The organism is Streptomyces sp. NPDC059740, from assembly GCF_042733155.1.
Classification (GTDB): domain Bacteria; phylum Actinomycetota; class Actinomycetes; order Streptomycetales; family Streptomycetaceae; genus Streptomyces.
This window is the reverse complement of record NZ_JBHWGP010000008.1, coordinates 201,409-219,569: the sequence shown is the minus strand read 5'-3', so window position 1 is coordinate 219,569 and position 18,161 is coordinate 201,409. Positions and strand designations below refer to the sequence as shown.

At 72.4% G+C, this 18,161-nt stretch carries 17 protein-coding genes; 12 read left to right on the top strand and 5 right to left on the bottom strand.

All coding sequences use genetic code 11. The features are described from left to right. The first annotated feature begins 217 nt into the window (after window positions 1-217). From ACFV3R_RS13345 to ACFV3R_RS13330, 4 genes are all read left to right on the top strand, one after another. Window positions 218-2,467, top strand: a complete 2,250-nt coding sequence (locus tag ACFV3R_RS13345) for an ATP-dependent DNA helicase UvrD2 (protein ID WP_385580406.1) — start codon at window positions 218-220, stop codon at window positions 2,465-2,467. A gap of 230 nt (window positions 2,468-2,697) precedes the next feature. Next, window positions 2,698-3,021: a hypothetical protein gene (locus ACFV3R_RS13340; protein WP_385580404.1), complete on the top strand. Its 324-nt coding sequence runs from the start codon at window positions 2,698-2,700 to the stop codon at window positions 3,019-3,021. 123 nt (window positions 3,022-3,144) lie between these two features. Beyond that, window positions 3,145-3,495, top strand: coding sequence for a WhiB family transcriptional regulator (locus ACFV3R_RS13335; protein WP_385580401.1), 351 nt, complete (start codon window positions 3,145-3,147; stop codon window positions 3,493-3,495). Beyond that, the gene (locus ACFV3R_RS13330; RefSeq protein WP_385580398.1) at window positions 3,492-3,803 is read left to right on the top strand and encodes a hypothetical protein; all 312 of its coding nucleotides are present in this window, start codon (window positions 3,492-3,494) and stop codon (window positions 3,801-3,803) included. Before ACFV3R_RS13335 ends, ACFV3R_RS13330 begins: the two co-directional genes overlap by 4 nt. Before the next feature lie 200 nt (window positions 3,804-4,003). On the opposite strand, the gene ACFV3R_RS13325 is transcribed toward ACFV3R_RS13330, so the two are convergent. Together ACFV3R_RS13325 and ACFV3R_RS13320 are read right to left on the bottom strand one after the other, a co-directional pair. Next, window positions 4,004-5,458 carry an ABC1 kinase family protein gene (locus ACFV3R_RS13325; RefSeq protein WP_385580395.1) on the bottom strand — a complete coding sequence of 485 codons (1,455 nt, stop codon included), beginning with the start codon at window positions 5,456-5,458 and terminating at the stop codon, window positions 4,004-4,006. Window positions 5,459-5,622: 164 nt separating this feature from the next. After that, entirely contained in the window at window positions 5,623-6,831 is a 1,209-nt protein-coding gene (locus ACFV3R_RS13320; RefSeq protein ID WP_385580392.1) for a ThiF family adenylyltransferase, read from the bottom strand. A gap of 561 nt (window positions 6,832-7,392) precedes the next feature. Between ACFV3R_RS13320 and ACFV3R_RS13315 the strand changes: the two genes are divergently transcribed. The 4 genes from ACFV3R_RS13315 to ACFV3R_RS13300 all read left to right on the top strand — a co-directional run bounded on the left by ACFV3R_RS13315 (window position 7,393) and on the right by ACFV3R_RS13300 (window position 11,265). Next, window positions 7,393-7,947 carry a M48 family metallopeptidase gene (locus tag ACFV3R_RS13315; protein WP_385580545.1) on the top strand — a complete coding sequence of 185 codons (555 nt, stop codon included), beginning with the start codon at window positions 7,393-7,395 and terminating at the stop codon, window positions 7,945-7,947. Between the two features lie 201 nt (window positions 7,948-8,148). Beyond that, window positions 8,149-9,795 (top strand): TerD family protein, encoded by a 1,647-nt coding sequence (locus tag ACFV3R_RS13310; protein WP_385580389.1) that lies wholly within the window; start codon window positions 8,149-8,151, stop codon window positions 9,793-9,795. 10 nt (window positions 9,796-9,805) lie between these two features. Continuing rightward, a complete protein-coding gene (locus ACFV3R_RS13305; protein WP_385580386.1) occupies window positions 9,806-10,492 on the top strand; it encodes an AIM24 family protein in 687 nt (228 codons plus the stop codon). A gap of 14 nt (window positions 10,493-10,506) precedes the next feature. Continuing rightward, a complete protein-coding gene (locus ACFV3R_RS13300) occupies window positions 10,507-11,265 on the top strand; it encodes an AIM24 family protein (RefSeq protein ID WP_385580382.1) in 759 nt (252 codons plus the stop codon). Between the two features lie 244 nt (window positions 11,266-11,509). On the opposite strand, the gene ACFV3R_RS13295 is transcribed toward ACFV3R_RS13300, so the two are convergent. From ACFV3R_RS13295 to ACFV3R_RS13285, 3 genes are all read right to left on the bottom strand, one after another. Continuing rightward, window positions 11,510-12,016 carry a DinB family protein gene (locus tag ACFV3R_RS13295; protein ID WP_385580379.1) on the bottom strand — a complete coding sequence of 169 codons (507 nt, stop codon included), beginning with the start codon at window positions 12,014-12,016 and terminating at the stop codon, window positions 11,510-11,512. Window positions 12,017-12,254: 238 nt separating this feature from the next. Then, window positions 12,255-12,794, bottom strand: a complete 540-nt coding sequence (locus ACFV3R_RS13290) for an NUDIX hydrolase (protein ID WP_385580376.1) — start codon at window positions 12,792-12,794, stop codon at window positions 12,255-12,257. Beyond that, a complete protein-coding gene (locus tag ACFV3R_RS13285) occupies window positions 12,791-14,332 on the bottom strand; it encodes a zinc-dependent metalloprotease (RefSeq protein WP_385580373.1) in 1,542 nt (513 codons plus the stop codon). The genes ACFV3R_RS13290 and ACFV3R_RS13285 overlap by 4 nt, the downstream gene beginning before the upstream one ends. A gap of 202 nt (window positions 14,333-14,534) precedes the next feature. Here ACFV3R_RS13285 and ACFV3R_RS13280 point away from each other — a divergent pair, with 202 nt between their 5' ends. The 4 genes from ACFV3R_RS13280 to ACFV3R_RS13265 all read left to right on the top strand — a co-directional run bounded on the left by ACFV3R_RS13280 (window position 14,535) and on the right by ACFV3R_RS13265 (window position 18,123). Next, complete coding sequence (locus ACFV3R_RS13280; protein ID WP_385580370.1) at window positions 14,535-15,965, top strand: SDR family oxidoreductase; 1,431 nt, start codon at window positions 14,535-14,537, stop codon at window positions 15,963-15,965. 119 nt (window positions 15,966-16,084) lie between these two features. Further along, the gene (locus tag ACFV3R_RS13275; protein WP_385580367.1) at window positions 16,085-16,543 is read left to right on the top strand and encodes a molybdenum cofactor biosynthesis protein MoaE; all 459 of its coding nucleotides are present in this window, start codon (window positions 16,085-16,087) and stop codon (window positions 16,541-16,543) included. A 214-nt stretch (window positions 16,544-16,757) separates the two neighbouring features. After that, complete coding sequence (locus ACFV3R_RS13270) at window positions 16,758-16,928, top strand: hypothetical protein (RefSeq protein ID WP_385580365.1); 171 nt, start codon at window positions 16,758-16,760, stop codon at window positions 16,926-16,928. Between the two features lie 109 nt (window positions 16,929-17,037). Continuing rightward, the gene (locus ACFV3R_RS13265) at window positions 17,038-18,123 is read left to right on the top strand and encodes a PDZ domain-containing protein (protein ID WP_385580362.1); all 1,086 of its coding nucleotides are present in this window, start codon (window positions 17,038-17,040) and stop codon (window positions 18,121-18,123) included. Window positions 18,124-18,161 lie beyond the last annotated feature (38 nt).

Genomic DNA, 18,161 nt, shown 5'->3' with positions numbered 1-18,161 from the left:
CCTGCCGGCCCGCTGCTTGCTCCCCGCTGCCTGCTTCCCGCTGCCGCCCCGGATCCGGACGCGCCTCGGCCGTCCGTGGCCCGCGGGGGTCGGCCGGTGTCTGCCGACCGGGGGCGCCCGCCGACCGGCGGGCGTCCTCCACAGGCTCGGTGCGGGGTTGTCCACACGCACACCACCGTCCACGACGCCCGGACCGGCGACCTGGCAGCATGGCGGGGTGAGCCCCTCGACCCCGCCCGCTTCCCGCCAGGCCCCCAGCCAGTACGTCGCTCCGCCCCGCGACGCGGACGCGGTGCTCGAAGGGCTCGACCCCGAGCAGCGTGAGGTCGCCACCGCCCTGCACGGGCCGGTGTGTGTGCTCGCCGGAGCGGGGACCGGCAAGACCCGCGCCCTCACCCACCGCATCGCCTACGGCGTCCGGACCGGGATACTCCAGCCCGCAAGTGTGCTCGCCGTCACGTTCACGCAGCGGGCAGCGGGGGAGATGCGGGGCCGTCTGCGCCAGCTCGGCGCCGAGGGCGTGCAGGCCCGCACCTTCCACTCGGCCGCTCTGCGCCAGTTGCAGTTCTTCTGGCCGCGAGCCGTCGGCGGGGAGCTGCCCCGGCTCGTCGAACGCAAGGCCCAACTGGTCGCCGAGGCCGGGGCGCGGTGCGGCGTGCGCCTGGACCGCACCGAGCTGCGTGACGTCACCAGCGAGATCGAGTGGGCCAAGGTCACCCAGACCGTACCCGACGACTACGCCGCCGCCGCGCTCAAGGCCGGCCGCCCCACACCCGGCGACCCGGCCAGGACCGCACGCATCTACACCGCGTACCAGCAGGTCAAGGGGGAGCGGGGCGTCATCGACTTCGAGGACGTGCTGCTGCTCACCGTCGGCATGCTGCAGGAGCGCCGCGACATTGCCGAGCAGGTGCGGTCCCAGTACCAGCACTTCGTCGTCGACGAGTACCAGGACGTCAGCCCGCTTCAGCAGCGCCTCCTGGAGCTGTGGCTCGGCGACCGGGACTCCCTCTGCGTCGTCGGTGACGCCAGCCAGACCATCTACAGCTTCACCGGCGCCACCCCCGACCACCTCCTGGACTTCCGCCTCCGTCACCCCGGCGCAACCGTCGTCAAGCTGGTACGCGACTACCGGTCCAGTCCGCAGATCGTCCACCTCGCCAACGCCCTGCTCGCCGGGGCAGCGGGCCGGGCCGCCCGCCACCGGCTGGAACTCGTCTCCCAGCGGGACTCGGGGCCCGAGCCGGTCCACAGCCGCTACAGCGACGAACCCGCCGAGGCCGAGGGCACGGCGCGACGCGTGCGGGAGCTCATCGCCGCCGGAGTCCCGGCAGGGGAGATCGCCATCCTCTTCCGCGTCAACGCGCAGTCGGAGATGTTCGAGCAGGCCCTGGCCGACGTGGGCGTTCCCTACCAGCTGCGAGGCGCCGAGCGGTTCTTCGAGCGGCCGGAGGTGCGTGAGGCCGGGGTGAAGCTCCGGGCCGCCGCCCGCTTCGGCGGGAACGACACCCTGCTCAACGATGCCGCCGGCCTGCCCGCGGAGGTGCGCGCCGTCCTCAGCGACATGGGCTGGACGGGAATCCCGCCGGCCGGATCGGGCGCCGCCAGGGACCGCTGGGAGTCGCTGGCCGCCCTGGCGCGCCTCGCCGAGGACTTCGCCGCCGCCCATGCGGAAGCGGACCTCGCCGCGTTCGTCACGGAACTCGGCCGGCGGGCGGAGGCGCAGCACGCCCCCACCGTGCAGGGGGTCACCCTGGCCTCGCTGCACGCCGCCAAGGGACTGGAGTGGGACGCCGTCTTCCTCGTCGGTCTCTCCGAGGGCATGATGCCGATCACCTACGCGAAGAGCGAGGAGCAGATCGAGGAGGAGCGCCGTCTGCTGTACGTCGGCGTCACCCGCGCCCGCCGTCACCTCACCCTCTCCTGGGCGCTCTCCCGTACTCCGGGGGGACGCTCCTCGCGGGATGTCACACGGTTCCTGGCAGGCCTGCGCCCGGGTGCCTCAGGTGGCGCGGCCCTCACCCGTCCGGAGGACCGGCCGGCTGGGGCGGGCGGCGTGGAGCGGGGCACCGTCCTGCGCCGGGGCACGGACGGTGACGCCCCGCGACGGGGGCGGCGGTCCACGGTGCGCTGCCGGGTGTGCGGCCGCACCCTCACCGACGGCGGCGAGATGAAGCTGATGAGGTGCGTGGAGTGCCCGTCCGACCTCGACGAGGAGCTCTACGGGAGGCTTCGCGACTGGTGCGCCGAAGAGGCCGGACGGCTGCGCCAGCCCGCCTTCTGCGTCTTCACCGACAAGACGCTGATGGCCATCGCCGAGGCCCGTCCCACCACCGAGGGCGAGCTGGTGCGCGTCCCGGGCGTCACCGCCCGCAAGCTCGCGCGCTACGGTCCCGCCCTGCTGGCCCTGTGCGCAGGTGAGGACCCGGCGGGGGATGCGGATGCGGACGCCGACTCCGCTCCCTGAGCCGACCCGTCACCGCTCCGGCCGGGAAGCCGGCGCCGCCTGTACCGGGGAGGGGCGACGAGGAGTCCGGAAAACTCGTCGGAAAAATGGTTTGCGCCCGTGGAGCGCATCACCATAGCCTTCGTGACACGGAAAGCACGGGGCTCCCCAGAACCGTACGATCCGTGCTGCCAGGAAGACGTTCGGGCCGGGACACCGGCCCCCCGATACGCCGAGAGGAGGCGAGCCCAGTGATCAGCATCGTGATGAACCAGAAAGCGACCGATCTTCTGGTCGACGTCTGCCCCCTCGGCATTTCGCAGGTCGGCGTCTCGCTGCCCGGTATGTCGCTGCTCGCCACCGGTATGTCCGGCGCCGAGTCCGCGCGTCCGGCGTCCCTCGCGGGTTTTGCGGTCCGCGAGCGCAATGAGCGACCGACCCAGGCACCCGCGGTAGCAACCGAGGCACATGCCTCCGGTGACATCACCACCAACGGTGCCGGATTCCACCAGCAGTACGTCAAGCAGTACACGTGGGCCCACCGCGGACTCCCACCCTGGAGAGATTCAGCCTGATCGGCAGATCAGGTCGGTACCTTCCAGGGCCGCGGAACCCACACAGGGATCCGCGGCCCTTTCGTTTTCGACCCCCGGCCACCAGCCGGGGGGACCACGCCGAACAGACGAGGACACACCACAGTGCAACTCCAGACGCACACCCCGTCCGTAGCCACCGACTTGATTCCGCCTGATCCCACGGAGGACACCTTGCTGCCGCTCACCGAACTCGACGACGAGATCGAGCGCCTGGGGGCGTCCGTCCCCTGCCGCACGTACGACCCGGAGGTCTTCTTCGCCGAGTCCCCGGCAGACGTCGAGTACGCCAAGGCTCTGTGCCAGACCTGCCCGGTCCGCGAGGCCTGCCTGGCTGGCGCCAAGGACCGGCGCGAGCCCTGGGGCGTCTGGGGCGGCGAGCTGTTCGTCCAGGGCGTCGTCGTGCCCCGCAAGCGGCCCCGTGGCCGTCCGCGTAAGAACCCGGTCGCGGCATGAACATCACCGGAGCAGGAACGATCGATCGTCCCGCCATGCGGGACCCCCAGAAGCAGGACCCCGAGATGAACCCCACCCTCACGGACGCCCCCCGCACCGCCGGTGCCATGGACACCCGTCAGAACAGGACCCGAGAGTTGCAACTCATCCCAGAAGCCATGGCGCGTGCGCATATGGCCCAACTGCTACAAGAGGCCGAGGACCTGCGGGCCGCTCGACGGTTCGCCCTCGCCCAACGCATGCAGCGCCGCGCGGAGCGGGCCACGCTCCGTGCCCGCCGCGCCCTGGCGATGGCTGTCATGCAGTAGGGGAGTGGTGACCGGAGCCTCTCCCCGGGACCGCGGAGCCCATGAGCGACAGGGCCCCGCGGTCCTTCTGCGTGCCAGGGGTGGCAGGGCCAGGTGGCCGGCCGCCTACGACGCGCATCTGCTCCTCACCCGCTCGGCCCGGTCCCACCGAGAGCGGCGTGGACCGAAGGGGCCGAGCCCGTACGGCCCGGTGCGGTCAGTCACCTGTCCTTCGGGATCTGCGCAGGAGGAGGCGCCGAAGGGGCGGACTCCGGCGTCGGATCAGCGGCAGTCTTCGAGCCCGCCGCGTCCACGGGCACCGGACCAGTGCTCCCCGGATGCTCCGCGAACCCGGGAACCCACCCCGCCAGCTCCTGACGCAGCCGTACCGACGCCCCCAACTGGCACAACACCCCGATCGTGCTGAGCGTGACCCGGTGTATCAGCAGGTACGACGGCGGAAGGTTCAACTGACGCCCCAACTGGTGGGCAGGTGACCTCGGATCCGCTATCCGGGCTGCCTGGATGCGCATCCACCCCCGGCTGAACGCGAACGCCTCCACCCGGGCCGGCTCGATGATCGGCAACAGGTAGTCCAGGACGGCGTCGGCGTCCAGGTGCACGGTCTCCCTGACGAAGCCCTCCTCCCGAAGCAGCCGGTAGACCTCCCCGGCCTCGCCGTCCAGCGCCAGACGGAGTGCCGTCCCGATCGTCGGCGGAAGCCCGCCCGGCAACCGGTCGACAGTGCCGAAGTCCAGCACCCCGAGGCGCATGCCCGTCACCGGGTCCGCGGCGCCCTCACCGGGCAGGACCCGGAAGTTACCGGGGTGGGGGTCGGCGTGCAGCAGCCCGGTGCGGGCCACCCCCGCGAAGAGAAACCGGGCGAGGAGCTGCCCGGCACGGTCCCGTTGCTCCTGGGAGCCGTCGGCTATCAGCTCCGACAACGGCACGCCGTCCATCCAGTCGGTCACCAGCACCTGGGCTTTCTGGTGCACCACCGAGGGGACGACCACGTCGGGATCACCGGCGAACTCCTGCGCGTACGCCTGCTGCGCCTGTGCCTCCATGGCGTAGTCGAGTTCCTCTGCCACCCGTGCCCGCACCTCGGCGACCAGCGGCTTCAGATCCAACCCGGGCACCAACGGCCCCAACAGCCGCACGAAACGGCTCAGCTGAGTGAGGTCCGCCACCAGAGCCTCGCCCGCACCGGGGTACTGCACCTTGACGGCCACCTCGCGGCCGTCGTGCCAAGTCGCCCGGTGCACCTGCCCTATGGAGGCGGCTGCCGCAGGAGCATCCGAGAACTCGGTGAAGTGGTCCCGCCAGTCCCTCCCCAGACTCCGGGACATCACCGAGTGAACGGTCGAGGCCGGCATGGGGGGCGCAGCCTCCTGCAGCTTGGTCAGAGCAGCCCGGTACGGACCCGCCACCTCCTCCGGCAGGGCCGACTCGAAGACGGAGAGAGCCTGCCCCAGCTTCATCGCGCCCCCCTTCAACTCGCCCAGAACGCGAAAGAGTTGATCAGCGGTGCGTTGCTGCAGTTCGCGCCCCACAAGCTCCGCGGACCGGCCGCCGATCCGCTTGCCCAGGCCCCACGTGGCGCGGCCCGCGAACCCCAGCGGGAGCGCAGCCAGCTTGGCGGTGCGGGTGACCGCCTTACGGGGAAGATCCGACATACGCCCCTCCAGTCCGTGCCTTTCCTGCCGGCTGCTCGCGGCCCTTCCATCTTCTCGGCTGCGCCACCCGCCCGGAAGGACGAGGACGCTCCCGGTATGCCGGCCACCAGGCGCGCCCCCTGGCACGGTCGCCCGAGGCGACGTCCCGCAACGCCGCAGCAGGCTCACGAGGCGCCACCCACCCCGGCTGCGACAGCGGCGCCCGCCGCCACAGAATCCGCCCCGACTCCGCACCCGCACTCCGGATGGGGTGTGACCCGGCGCAGACGCCAGTCGCCACACGGCAGTGCCGTCTCCCAGCGCGCCCCCAGGCACGGCGGATCGAGACCGTCCAGGAAGGCGAGGGCCTGCACCGAAGCGAGGCCGGCGACCAGGGTGGCGAGGGCGGCGTCAGTCGCCGCCACCCCCTGCACCGCGCGCCCCGAACGCCACTGCGCCAGCAACCGCGGCCATGCCGGTTCGATGTCCGTCCTGCCCAGTTCCCAGCAGCGGCTGCAGGCGGATCTGCCGGGGACCACGAGCGGACCGACCAGCCCCGTGCCCTCCATCACCCCGACGAACAGGTGCGGAGCACCGGCTTCCATCAATGGTTCGAGCAGGAGCGGATCAGGGGCGTAGGCGGCGAGGCCGTCGCGGGGCGCCACCACCGTGAGCGCTGGGGTGCCACAGGAGGCTGACGTGGCCGCGGGGGACGACCCCGCCTCGGGGGCCGTGGTGGGACAGCCCTCCGTACGGTCCGCCCCGGCGGGGGCGGCCGGCCGGGGGTGCCCTCTGGTCGTCCAGGGGGAGGAGTGGCCCACCAGTCGCCGGGCTGCCGCATCGCGACGGCGACCCACCTGGTCCGCAGCGACTCCGGCCGGCAGGGTGTCCCAGGGTTCGACCCGGCCACCGTCAAGAACGTCCACCCTCCCCACCCCCGAGGCCGACAGCAACGCGGCGACGGCGGCCCCCACCCGCCCGGCACCGCGCACCCGTACCCGAGCCGTGCGGCGCGCTCCCATACGGGCGAGCGAGCCCGCCGGCTCCGGGTGCTGGAGGGAGAGCGAGGCCAGATCGGGCCGGAGCCGGTCGTAGGCGGCGGTGTCCTCACGTACCGCGTCCGCGGCCGGTCCACCCCCCTTCGGCGAGTCGAGGAGCCCAGCCTCGCCGAGCCGTACCACCACGGACCGGGCGTGGCCGGGGGAGAGTCCCAGGGAGGTGGCGGCTGCTTCCAGCTGGGGCATGCTGCGAGTGCCGTCGACAAGGCCCAGGAAGGTGCCGGTCGCGGTGTCCAGAGGACCCAGCACGACCGAGTGTGCGGGCGCTACCCCGAAGCGGACGGTCCGGGTGTCCCGCCAGCCGCGGCGCAGGGCCGGCTTGAGCATCGGATACATGGTTCCTCCTTGCAGCGGGGCGCCGAGGCGCCGGGGACCGGCCGGCCACAGGGGCCGGGCGAGTGACGGACCCCGAGCCCTCGGTGAGTACGGAGAGCCGCGAGCCCGGGAAGCGCGCCAGGAGGCGTGTGCGTTCCTGACGCAAGGAGGATGCCTGCGGTGACCAGGACGCTGCACAGAGTTGTCCACAGGCGCCGGAGTAAGTCGTACGAGATGACTTTGGAGGGGCTGGGGAGCCAGGTGGGCGGGGCCGAGCCGGGATCGCGGGACGGAGCCGCTCGGACGCGAGGGCACACCCGCTCGTGGCGGGACTTCGCACCGGCCAGCAGGTACGGTCGAGAGGTGTCCGCCGACCCCCTGCGCCGAGCCGCGAAGTCATCGCGTCGATCCGCCGAGCAAGCGCCGGACGGGGACGCCGTGCCCCTGAACACCGAGCACCGCACCGCCCGGCACGAACCAGGACCGTCCTGGCCCCGCCGCGGTCGCCCTGTCACCCCGCACCCCGAGGCCCTAGACGGTCACCGCAGCGAGCAGCCCGGCGACGACACCGGCCTCGACGGCTTGCAGGGCGGTCTCGGCGACATCCCCGCCCCCGCGGAGACCACGGCACCGGTGGTCGAGGTGCGCCGCAGCGCGCGCCGGCGGCGCACCGTCTCGGCCTACCGCGAGGACGGCCGGACCATCGTCCTCGTCCCGGCGCAGATGTCCGAGTCCGAGGAGCGGCGCTGGGTGGCCGTCATGTTGGAGAGGCTGGCCGCACAGGAGCAGCGGCGCAGGCTCAGCGACGACGACCTGGCCGCCCGTGCCGCGGAACTCTCCTCCCAGTACCTGCAGGGCCGGGCGCGTCCGGTCACCGTGCGATGGGTCACCAACCAGAACAGTCGCTGGGGCTCGTGCACGCCCTCCGAGGGCAGCATTCGCCTCTCCCACCGGATCAACGGGATGCCGCAGTTCGTCGTGGACTACGTACTGCTCCACGAACTCGCCCACCTGCTCGTCCCCGGCCACGGCCCCGGCTTCTGGCGTCTCCTGGAGGCATACCCCAGGACGGAGCGGGCGCGCGGGTACCTGGAGGGGGTCGCGGCAGCCGGTCGCCTTCCCAACCTGGAGGACTGAGCCGCCCCCTCCTGCCCGGTCGCCGCCCGCCCGGGCAGGAGGGGTCCATACACACGCAGCCGCACGTGAACCCCTTCCCATCAGGTGGATACGGGACTTGTCCACAGGCCACGCTGCGCCATCGCCCCGGTCACCGTGAACGGTTAGCCTTTTGGCGACACACCGAGAAAGACGACGGCGGAACGGGGGGCGGTCTTCGGTATGGCCAGGGAACTTCAACGGGGCCACAAGGCCAGGGTCAGCGAACTGACCGCGGGAACGGACCTGTACGTGGGTGTGCAGATCGCCGGCGCCGGCCTCACCTTCGACATCAGCTGCTTCGGGCTCGACGCCGAGGAACGGCTCTCCGACGACCGCTACTTCGTCTTCTTCAACCAGCCGAAGTCCCCCGAGGAGTCCATCCAGCTCCTGGGTGCACAGGCGGGCGACACGGAGTCCTTCCGCGTCACTCTCGACCGGGTGCCGCAACAGGTCCGCCGTCTGTCCTTCACCGCCACTGTCGACGGTGCCGGTCAGATGTCGCAGATCGGCCCGGGCTACATCCGCATCGTCGCAGGCGGGGAGGAGGTCGCCCGCTACGCCTTCGACGGTTCGGAGTTCAGCACCGAACGCGCCGTCATGCTCGGTGACTTCTACTTCAAGGACGTGTGGCGCTTCGCCGCCGTCGGCCAGGGGTTCGACGGCGGCCTGGAAGCCCTGCTCCGCCACTTCGGCGGGGAGGTGCTGGAGGAGGAGAGCAGCCAGGCCGACCCCGCCCCGGACCAGCAGGCCGCGCCGCCCGCCTTCGCACCACCGGCCACTCCTGCCGCCGCACCACCGCCGTTCGGTGCTCCCGCCACCCCCGCCGCTCCGCCGCCCGCTTTCGGCGCTCCGGCTCCCGCGCCCGGCCCGCCGCCGCAGACCCCCACCCTGCCGCAGCAGCCCGCTGCCCCTGAGCCGGCACCTCAGATGCACTCCGCGCCCACCGTCGTCGCCCCCCTGAAACCGCCCGCCGCACCGGCTCCGCCGCCGCCCGTCGCCCCGGCACCACCCCCGCCCGGTCCGCCCGTCGCGCCCCCGCCGGTTGCGCCCTACCCCGCCCCGGCACCGCCGCCCGGCCCGTACCCGCCGCCCGGTGGCTTCGCGCCGGGCCAGCCGCCGGCCCCCTGTGCCGGGGCCGGTCAGATACCTCAGGACCCACCCCAGGGTGCGCGTCTGGGTGCCGTCCTGCAGAAGTACCACGAAGCCCCCACCGGGCAGCGGTGGGCGCTGCAGAACGGCAAGCTGGTGCGCGCCGACCTCGGCGTCGACGGGCAGCCGGTCCTCGCCCGCCAGGGCAGCATGGTGCTCTACCAGGGGAAGGTCGACTTCGGGTACAAGGGCGCGGGCATCCGGGGCCGCATCGTCGGCAACGCCACCGGACAGGAGATGCAGCTGATGCGCTGCGTCGGTCAGGGGCAGGTCTTCTTCGCGGACAACGGAGCCCACGTCCACCCCATCGAGCTGCAGGGCGACGCCATCTGCGTCTCAGCCGACCGGGTGCTCGCCTTCGACGAGTCGCTCAGCCACGAGGTACGGCGTGTCGAAGGCCACGGCATCCCCGGTGGCGCACTGTTCACCATGCAGTTCCAGGGCACGGGCACCGTCGTGGTCACCACCCACGGCACGCCGGTGGTCCTGCCCGTCACGCCCACCACCTTCGCCGACGCCAACGCCATCGTGGCCTGGTCCGCCGGCGCCCAGGTGATCATCTCCAGCCAGGTGCGGTTGCGCCGGGCCGCCTACCCCGGACACTCCGGGGAGACGGTGAACCTCCAGTTCCGCGGCGCGCCCGGGAACTTCATCGTCGTCCAGCCGTACGAGGTCTGAGGGGACAGCCATGACCCAGCAACAGCAGTTGTCGGACCACGCCCCGAGGCCACCCGCAGCCCGTATGGAGAACCACGGCAACTCCATGGTGCGCATCGCCATGCAGAGCGGCCAGGACCTCTTCGCCCGCACGGGGTCGATGATCGCCTACGAGGGCTTCGTCCAGTACGAACCGAATCCGCCCGCCGTACGGCAGATGGCCTCCCAGTGGCTGACGGGAGAAGGCGCACCGCTGATGAAGTGCAGCGGCGACGGACTGCTCTACCTCGCCGACTACGGAGCCGATGTCGTCTGTGTCCACCTCGACGGCGACTCCCTCTCCGTCAACGGCACCAACCTGCTCGCCTTCGACGCGCACCTCCAGTGGGGCGTGCAGCGCGTCAAGGGCATGGCGAAGTTCGCCGGCCAGGGGCTGTTCAACGTCGCCGTCAGCGGCACCGGTTGGGTCGCGCTGACCTCACGCGGCACCCCCGTGGTCGTGGACTGCGGTCGCGGGGAGGACGAGACCTACGTCGACCCGGACGCACTCGTGGCCTGGTCCACCCACCTCAGGATGAAGGGCAAGCGCAGCTTCAAGGCCTCCTCGATGATCGGGCGGGGCAGCGGCGAGGCCTACCAACTCGGCTTTTCCGGACAGGGCTTCGTCGTGGTACAGCCCAGCGAGGACAGCACCGACCGGCTCCGCGCACGCGGCTGAAGGGGGAGGAAGACATGCAGAGCCCGCTGTTCGCCCACACCGAGGCCCAGACCCATGAGCGCTACGCCCTCCAGAACGGCTACCTGCTGCGCGTCACCGTCGACGGCAGTGAGGACATCCTGGCGCGCAAGGGCAGCATGGTCGCCTACCAGGGGATGGTCGAGTTCGACGGCGAGTACCAGCACCACGGCCGTCGCATGGCCCGTGCCCTCACCGGGGAGGGACTGGACCTCATGCGCGTCTCCGGACGTGGCACGGTCTACCTCGCCAACCTGGCACAACACGTCCACCTCGTCGACGTGGACTACGAGGGTCTCACCGTCGACAGCGCCTACGTCCTGGCCCTGGACTCCTCGCTGAACTGGGAGGTCATCTCCGTCGACAGCCAGTACGGCATCTCGGGGACCGGCAAGTACCAGACAGTCATCTCGGGACAGGGCAAGGTCGCCCTGATGACCTCAGGTCAGCCCCTCATGCTCAACGTCACCCCGGAGACCTACGTCAACGCCGATGCCGACGCCGTCGTCGCCTGGTCCAGCGGGCTGAACGTCCAGATGCAGGCCCAGACGCACTCCTCGGGCGTGTGGCGGCGGCGCGGCGGCACAGGCGAGGGGTGGGAGCTCAGCTTCCTCGGCCAGGGCTATGCGCTGGTGCAGCCCAGTGAGCTGCTGCCGCCGCAGAACGCCGTCATAGGCAGCGGCCTCGCGGCACAGTTCGGCATGGGGGGAAGCGGGGCACACGGCGCCAACCAGGGCAACATCTTCACCAACTGAGCCGGGCGGCGCAGGGGAGGCGGCTGCGCACCGGAAACTCCGGTGCCTGCCGCCCCGGCCGGCACCGGAAACAGGCCCCGAGGCCAACGCGCCGCCACGGCTCTTCCGGAGGCCAGGGTCCGCTCTCTCGGACCTTGCTGGGCTCGCACCCCCCCCACCTCCGGCCGGGGGCACCCCCACCTCAGCCTTGCGATGCACGGCACCAGATGCCGCTCCCTGATCCAGCCTGGTCCAGAAGAAAGACCTAGCGGCCGGTCGCGCCGTCGAGCATCTCGCGCAGGATGTCCAGGTGGCCGTTGTGACGGGCTGTCTCCTCGGTGAGGTGGAGCAGGATCCAGCGCAGGTCGACGTGGAGGCCGTCGCGGATGGTTCCCTGGGCCTGCTTGTCCAGACTGTTCCCGGCGACCAGTTCGCGGTAGCGGCTGCTCTGGTCGGCGTACTCGTCGAGCAACTGCGCGAGCGGGAAGTCGACGGCGATACGCATCTCGCGGTCGGGATCCTCATCGGTCATGGGGGCCCGGTCCTCCTCCCCGAGGAAGACCACGTGGAACCAGTAGTACTCGACCCAGCGGAGGTGGTTGATCACTCCGCTCATGGTCATCAGCGGTGAACCGGGCAGGAGCGCTCTGCGTGCGTTCTCCTCAGAGACGCCACGGCATTTGGCGCGGGCGGTGTCCCGTGCGTAGTCGAGAAAGGTGGTGAGCTGGGTGCGCTCGTCCCACGCGGGCGGCTTGTCGTTGAGTCTGGTCATCGCGCGAAGCATCCCCGGTCGCGGCGACCGATGTCGAGGCGATTATCGACGTCCCCGGCAGCCCCCGCTCCTTGTCCGGCGGGTCACCACGGTCTCCTGCCGGCAGGTGCTCCGGAACGATCCGCAGGGCCGGTCTCGGCCCGGTGCCCGTCGCCCCGACCGGAACCGGGCACGACCCGGCCTCGCCCCGGTCCGTGCACGCTCTCCGCGGACCGGACCGGACCGGCACCGGGCTCACTCACACCACCGCGAGCGTGGCCTCCAGCAGCCGCACCACCGAGGCGTCTGCCACGTGCGGTACCTCCTCGAACGAGAACCACCGCAGGTCCAGCGACTCGTCGCTGATCTCGGGAGCCACGCCCTCGGGCGCCAGGGCTGCGTACTGCACGTCCAGGTGCCAGGCACACGGTGTCAGGTGGCGGTCCAGCCGCACCGGGCCGACGGGCAGCAGCGTCAACGCCGTGCCCAGCCCCGACTCCTCGCGTCCCTCCCGCAGCGCTGCCGCGGCCAGCGTGGCGTCGTGGTCCTCGCAGTGGCCACCCATCTGCAGCCACATCCGGAGCTTCCGGTGCAAGGTCAGCAGGACGCGTTGCCGGGGCGGGTCGACCACCAGCGTGCTGGCCGTCAGATGGCCGGCCGCACAGGCCCTCGCCACACCGTCCGGATGCGCGGCGAGGTGCTCCAGGTAGGCGTCGCGCAACCGTTCCTGCTGAGCGTCGGACGCGGTCCAGCCCTTCAGGACCTCCACCGCGTCCCCGTGCAGCTCTGCAAGGCTCACCGGCCGCTACCGCCGTCGCGCCCGTCCTCGTCGTCCCCGGTGGTCCCCTCGGAGCCGTCGTCGCCCCGGGGTCCCCCACCGGCCCGGCCTTCCCCGGCGCTCCCGGACTGCGAAGCCCCGCTGTCCGCCGCCGCCTCACCGTGCTTGGTCAGGTCCGGGCCACTGCCCGCTGCCTCGCCGAGGATGCGGTCCAGCTCGGAGAAGTCCGGCTGCTCGCGGTGGACGAAGCCGTCCGGGTCGTCGAGGTCCTCGGCGGTGGGCAGCATGTCGGGGTGCTCCCACAGGGCGTCGCGCCCGTCCAGCCCGCGGGCGTCGGCCAGCGAGGCCCACAGCCGGGAGGCGTCCCGCAGCCGGCGGGGGCGCAGTTCCAGGCCGATGAGGGTGGCGAAGGTCTGCTCGGCCGGGCCACCGCTCGCCCGCCGCCGGCGCAGCGTCTCCCGCAGGGCGCCCGCGGAGGGCAGGTGGGGCTCCGCTGCGGCGTGCACCACCGCGTCGACCCAGCCCTCCACCAGCGCCAAGGCGGTCTCCAGCCGGGCCAGCGCCGCCTTCTGCTCCGGGGTGTCCTCCGGCTGGAACATGCCCTGCTGCAGGGCGTTCTGGATCTCTTCCGGGTTCTGCGGGTCGAACTGGCCGACCACGTCCTCCAGCTTGCCGGTGTCGACCTTGATCCCGCGGGCGTAGCCCTCCACGGCACCGAAGAGGTGCGAGCGCAGCCACGGCACATGGGCGAAGAGCCGCTGGTGGGCCGCCTCGCGCAGTGCCAGGTACAGCCGCACCTCGTCCTTCGGGACGCCCAGCCCCTCGCCGAGGTGGTCGATGTTGACCGGGAGCAGGGCCGCCCGGCCGGCCGGGGCCAGCGGCAGACCGATGTCGGTGGAGCCCACCACCTCACCGGCGAGCACGCCCAGCGCCTGCCCGATCTGCGTGCCGAACATGGCGCCGCCCATGCTGCGCATCATCCCGATCAGCGGGCCCGCCATGGCCTGCATCTCCTCGGGCAGCACGTCACCCATGGCCGTGCCCACCCGCTCGGCGACCGGGTCCACCAGGTCCTTCCACACCGGCAGGGTCTCCTCGACCCACTCGGCGCGGGACCAGGCGACCACCGACGACGCGCCCGAGGGCAGCGAGGTCACACCGTCCAGCCAGAGATCCGCCAGGCGGACCGCCTCCTGGACGGCGCTGCGCTCGGCGGGTGAGACGCTGGCGTCCTTGGAGCCGTCCTCGGTGCCCTGGGCGACCGTCTGCCGGGCGATGTCCTTGGCCATGTCCCAGTTCACCGGGCCGCCCTCGTAGGAGAGCATCTGGCCCAGCCTCTGGAACGCCGCTCCGAGATCGCCGGGGTTCATCTCGCCACCGGGCCCTCCCGCACCGCCGAAGAGCGCCGCGAAGGGGTTCTCCGCACCGCCGCTCCCGCCGCCGAACCCGAACGGGTTCGCGGGGCCCTGGCTACCTCCCTGGCCGCCCTTCTTCCTGCCGTCGTCGCCGTCGTCCGGCTCCTCCGGCGGAAGGCCGAATCCGAATGGGGTGTCACTCACGGGTTTCCTCGGCTCGTAGGGGCCACCGGCTGCACCGGCGGCGACTGCCCGACAACACCTTCCAGCCTAGACACCCGCCCGGACACCCCGTGTCCCGCGGGGACGGGTGCCCGGCGGGCCGGTGCCTGCGGCAGGATGATGCAGACCTGCCACGTATGCGAGTGCCCGCGTACGTACTGAAGACAACCGCTGGAGCCGCCCGGTGAGTTCCCCAGCCCCGACCGTTCGCGCAGCGCGAAAGCCTCTGCCAGCCCGCCGCGGCTGCCCGGCCGCGGATCCGGTCGCCCGGGGCGGGGAGGCGCCCCGCGGTGAGGGACCCACCGACCCCCCAGGTCAGGAAGGTGCCGCTCCGCCCGGCGGCCAGGAAGGCGCCGCCGCCCCCGGGCCGGCCGGCGCCGAGCGGACCGGCACCGAGCGGACCGGCACCGAGCGGACCGGCACCGAGCGGACCGGCGCCGAGCGGACCGGCGCCGAGCGGACCGGCGCCGAGCGGACCGGCGCCGAGCGGACCGGCGCCGAGCGGACCGGCGCCGAGCAGACCGGTGCCGAGCCGGAGCCCGCCCGAGCCGAGTACGCGGGCCCACGCCCCGTGGTCGCCGTCACCGGCGCCGCCTCGGGGGTCGGCGCGCAGCTGACCGCGTCCCTGGTGGCGTCCACCGAGGTCAAGCGGGTGGTGGCGCTCGACGAGCGGCGCGGGGACGTGGCCGAGGCCCACTGGCACACCCTGGACGTGCGGGACCCGGCGATCGCCGACCGGCTGCGCGGAGTCGACGTGGTGGTGCACCTCGCCCTCGACCTGGACCTGGAGGGCGACCCCGCCGCCCGCACCGCCTACAACGTGCGCGGCACCCAGACCGTCCTCACCGCCGCGGCGGCAGCGGGTGTCCACCGGGTGGTGCTGTGCACCTCGGCCATGGTCTACGGAGCCCTGCCCGACAACGACGTGCCGCTGGCCGAGGACGCCGAGCTGCGCGCCACGGCGGACGCCACCGGCGTCGGAGACCTGCTGGAGATCGAGCGGCTGGCGGCCCGGGCGCCCCGCGCCCACCCCGGCCTCAACGTCACCGTGGTGCGTCCCGCCGTCCTGGTCGGAGGCACCGACACCGCGCTGACCCGCTACTTCGAGTCCCCTCGCCTCCTGGTCGTCGCCGGCTCACGCCCCGTGTGGCAGTTCTGCCACGTCCAGGACCTGGTAAGTGCGCTGGAGTACGCCGCTCTGGAGAAGGTCGAGGGCGAGGTGGCCGTCGGCTGCGAGGGGTGGCTGGAACAGGAGGAGGTGGAGGAGCTCACCGGCATCCGGCGCATGGAACTGCCCTCCGCCGTGGCCCTCGGCGCCGCCGCACGCCTGCACCGCATCGGCCTGACCCCCTCACCGGCGGGCGACCTCGCCTACACCATGCACCCCTGGGTGGTCAGCGGCAGCCGCCTGCACGAGGCCGGCTGGCGCGCGAAGTGGAGCAACGAGGAGGTGCTCGCCGCGCTGATCGAGGAGGTCGCCGGGCGGCACACCGTCGCGGGCCGCCGCCTCGGCCGCAAGGACGCCACAGCCGCCGGTGCCGCCGGGGCCACCGTCGCCCTGCTCGGCACCGCCGCGCTGGTCCGCCGGGCCCGCCGGGCACGACGGCGGGGGTGAGGCCCCGCCGGGCGCTGCGGGCCGAGGTGCCGCAGCCGTAGGAGGCTCCAGTCGGCGGGGCCCGGTCTGAGCGGAAACCTCCATTCCCCCCGCTGCCGGCAGTGCGGCACGATGGGCGCATGCGCACGCCTTCCGACCACCCCGGTGAACAGCGGTCCGACGACCCCGTCCGGCTGCTCGGCCTGCGGGACACCCCGCTGTCCGTGGACGAGGTCCTCGCCGCCGTCGGCGAGAGCGCGGCCGGTGGGACCGCTCTCTTCGTCGGCACCGTCCGTGACCACGACGAGGGAGAGGACGTCACGGCCCTCAGCTACTCCGCCCATCCCACCGCCGTCGAGGAACTGCGCCGGGTGGCGGAGAAGGTCGCCGCGAACTTCCCGGTCCGCGCGCTCGCCGCCGTCCACCGCGTCGGCGACCTCGCCGTCGGGGACGTCGCCGTGGTCGCCGCGGTCGCCTGCCCGCACCGCGCCGAGGCGTTCGACGCCTGCCGCCGCCTCGTCGACGACCTCAAGGCGCAGGTGCCCATCTGGAAGCACCAGACCTTCCGCGACGGCACCGAGCAGTGGGTCGGCATCTGACCGGACCCGCACGCCGGCCGTCGTGGCGGGACGCGGTGACGGGGGAGGGTTCGCTTCACGGGTTCGCTTCACGGGTTCGCTTCACCGTTCGCAGGAGTACACGGACGGGTCCGCCCGACTTGCGTAACCCACCCCCACGAGTGAGCGTTGTCACGACCGATGGTTAATCTGCTTATTGAACGACTGCAATGGCAGAAGGGGTCGGGGTGCCGCTGTGGGAGCACTTCTCTGGTTGCTGATTCCGGTGATCGCCGCACTCTTCGCGTCTGCGTGGAGCGGCTGGGCCGCACGCCACCGGCGGACGCCCGACGGCACCGAACTCGCGGGATACGCGCGGTTCCAGGAGGCCATGCAGAAGACGCACTCCGGCTCGGACCTCGTCTGACGCAGGCCCTGCGACGGTGCCCGCACCACCGCCCGCCGCGAACCGGAGCGCCAACCCGGACGGACGGCCCCGGGGGCAGGCTGTCAGAGGCGTCCCGTACTGTCGTTCCATGCCACGCCGCACCGCAACGCTCCTCGCCTCGACACTGGCGCTGATCGCGCTGCTGTGCGCCGGAGTGCTGATCCCCGTGCCCTACGCGGAGATGTCACCCGGCCCGACGGTGAACACCCTCGGGGAGCACGGCGGGGAGCCGGTGCTCCAGATCTCCGGGCACAAGACGTACGACACGAGCGGTCACCTCAACATGACCACCGTGCGCGTCACCGGCCCGGACTACACGATGAACCTCTTCGAGGCCCTCTACGGCTGGCTGAGCCGCAACGACGCCGTCATCCCCCACAAGACGCTCTACCCGGAGAACCAGACCCCGGCGCAGGCGGACCAGGAGAACGCCGAGGAGTTCTCCCAGTCCCAGGAGAGCGCGAAGACGGCGGCCCTGCGCTCCCTGCACCTGCCCGTCGCCTCGCAGATCGTCGTCAGCTCCGTGACGAAGGGGAAGCCCGCCGAGGGCCGCCTGCACGCCGGCGACGTCATCACCGCGGTCGACGGGACGGCCGTGAAGAAGAGCAGCGACGTCGCCAAGCTGGTCACCCGCCACAAGGCCGGCGAGCACGTCGACTTCACCGTCATACCGGCCGCCGACGCGGAGGCCGCCGCCAAGAAGGGGCACAAGCCCCAGGGGCCGGAGAAGACGGTCTCGGTCGGGACCGCCTCCGCCGGCGGTCACGCAGTGGTCGGCATCGCGGCGAGTGTGGGGCACGTCTTCCCGTTCCCCATCACCATCAAGCTGGCCGACGTCGGCGGCCCCAGCGCGGGCCTGATGTTCTCCCTCGGGCTCATCGACAAGCTGACGCCCGAGGACCTCACCGGCGGCGCCTTCGTGGCGGGCACCGGCACCATCGACGACGAGGGGCACGTCGGCCCGATCGGTGGCATCTCCATGAAGACCGTCGGGGCGCGTTCCAAGGGCGCCGAGTACTTCCTCACGCCCAAGGAGAACTGCGCCGACGCCGCCAAGGAGACCCCGGCCGGTCTCCGGCTCGTCAAGGTCGGCACCCTCGACGACGCTCTCAAGGCGCTCAAGGACATCCGCCGGGGCGACACCTCCGACCTGCCCCGCTGCACCACCGGCTGACCGGCCGGGGTGACGGGCGAGCGCCCACCGCCCCGGCG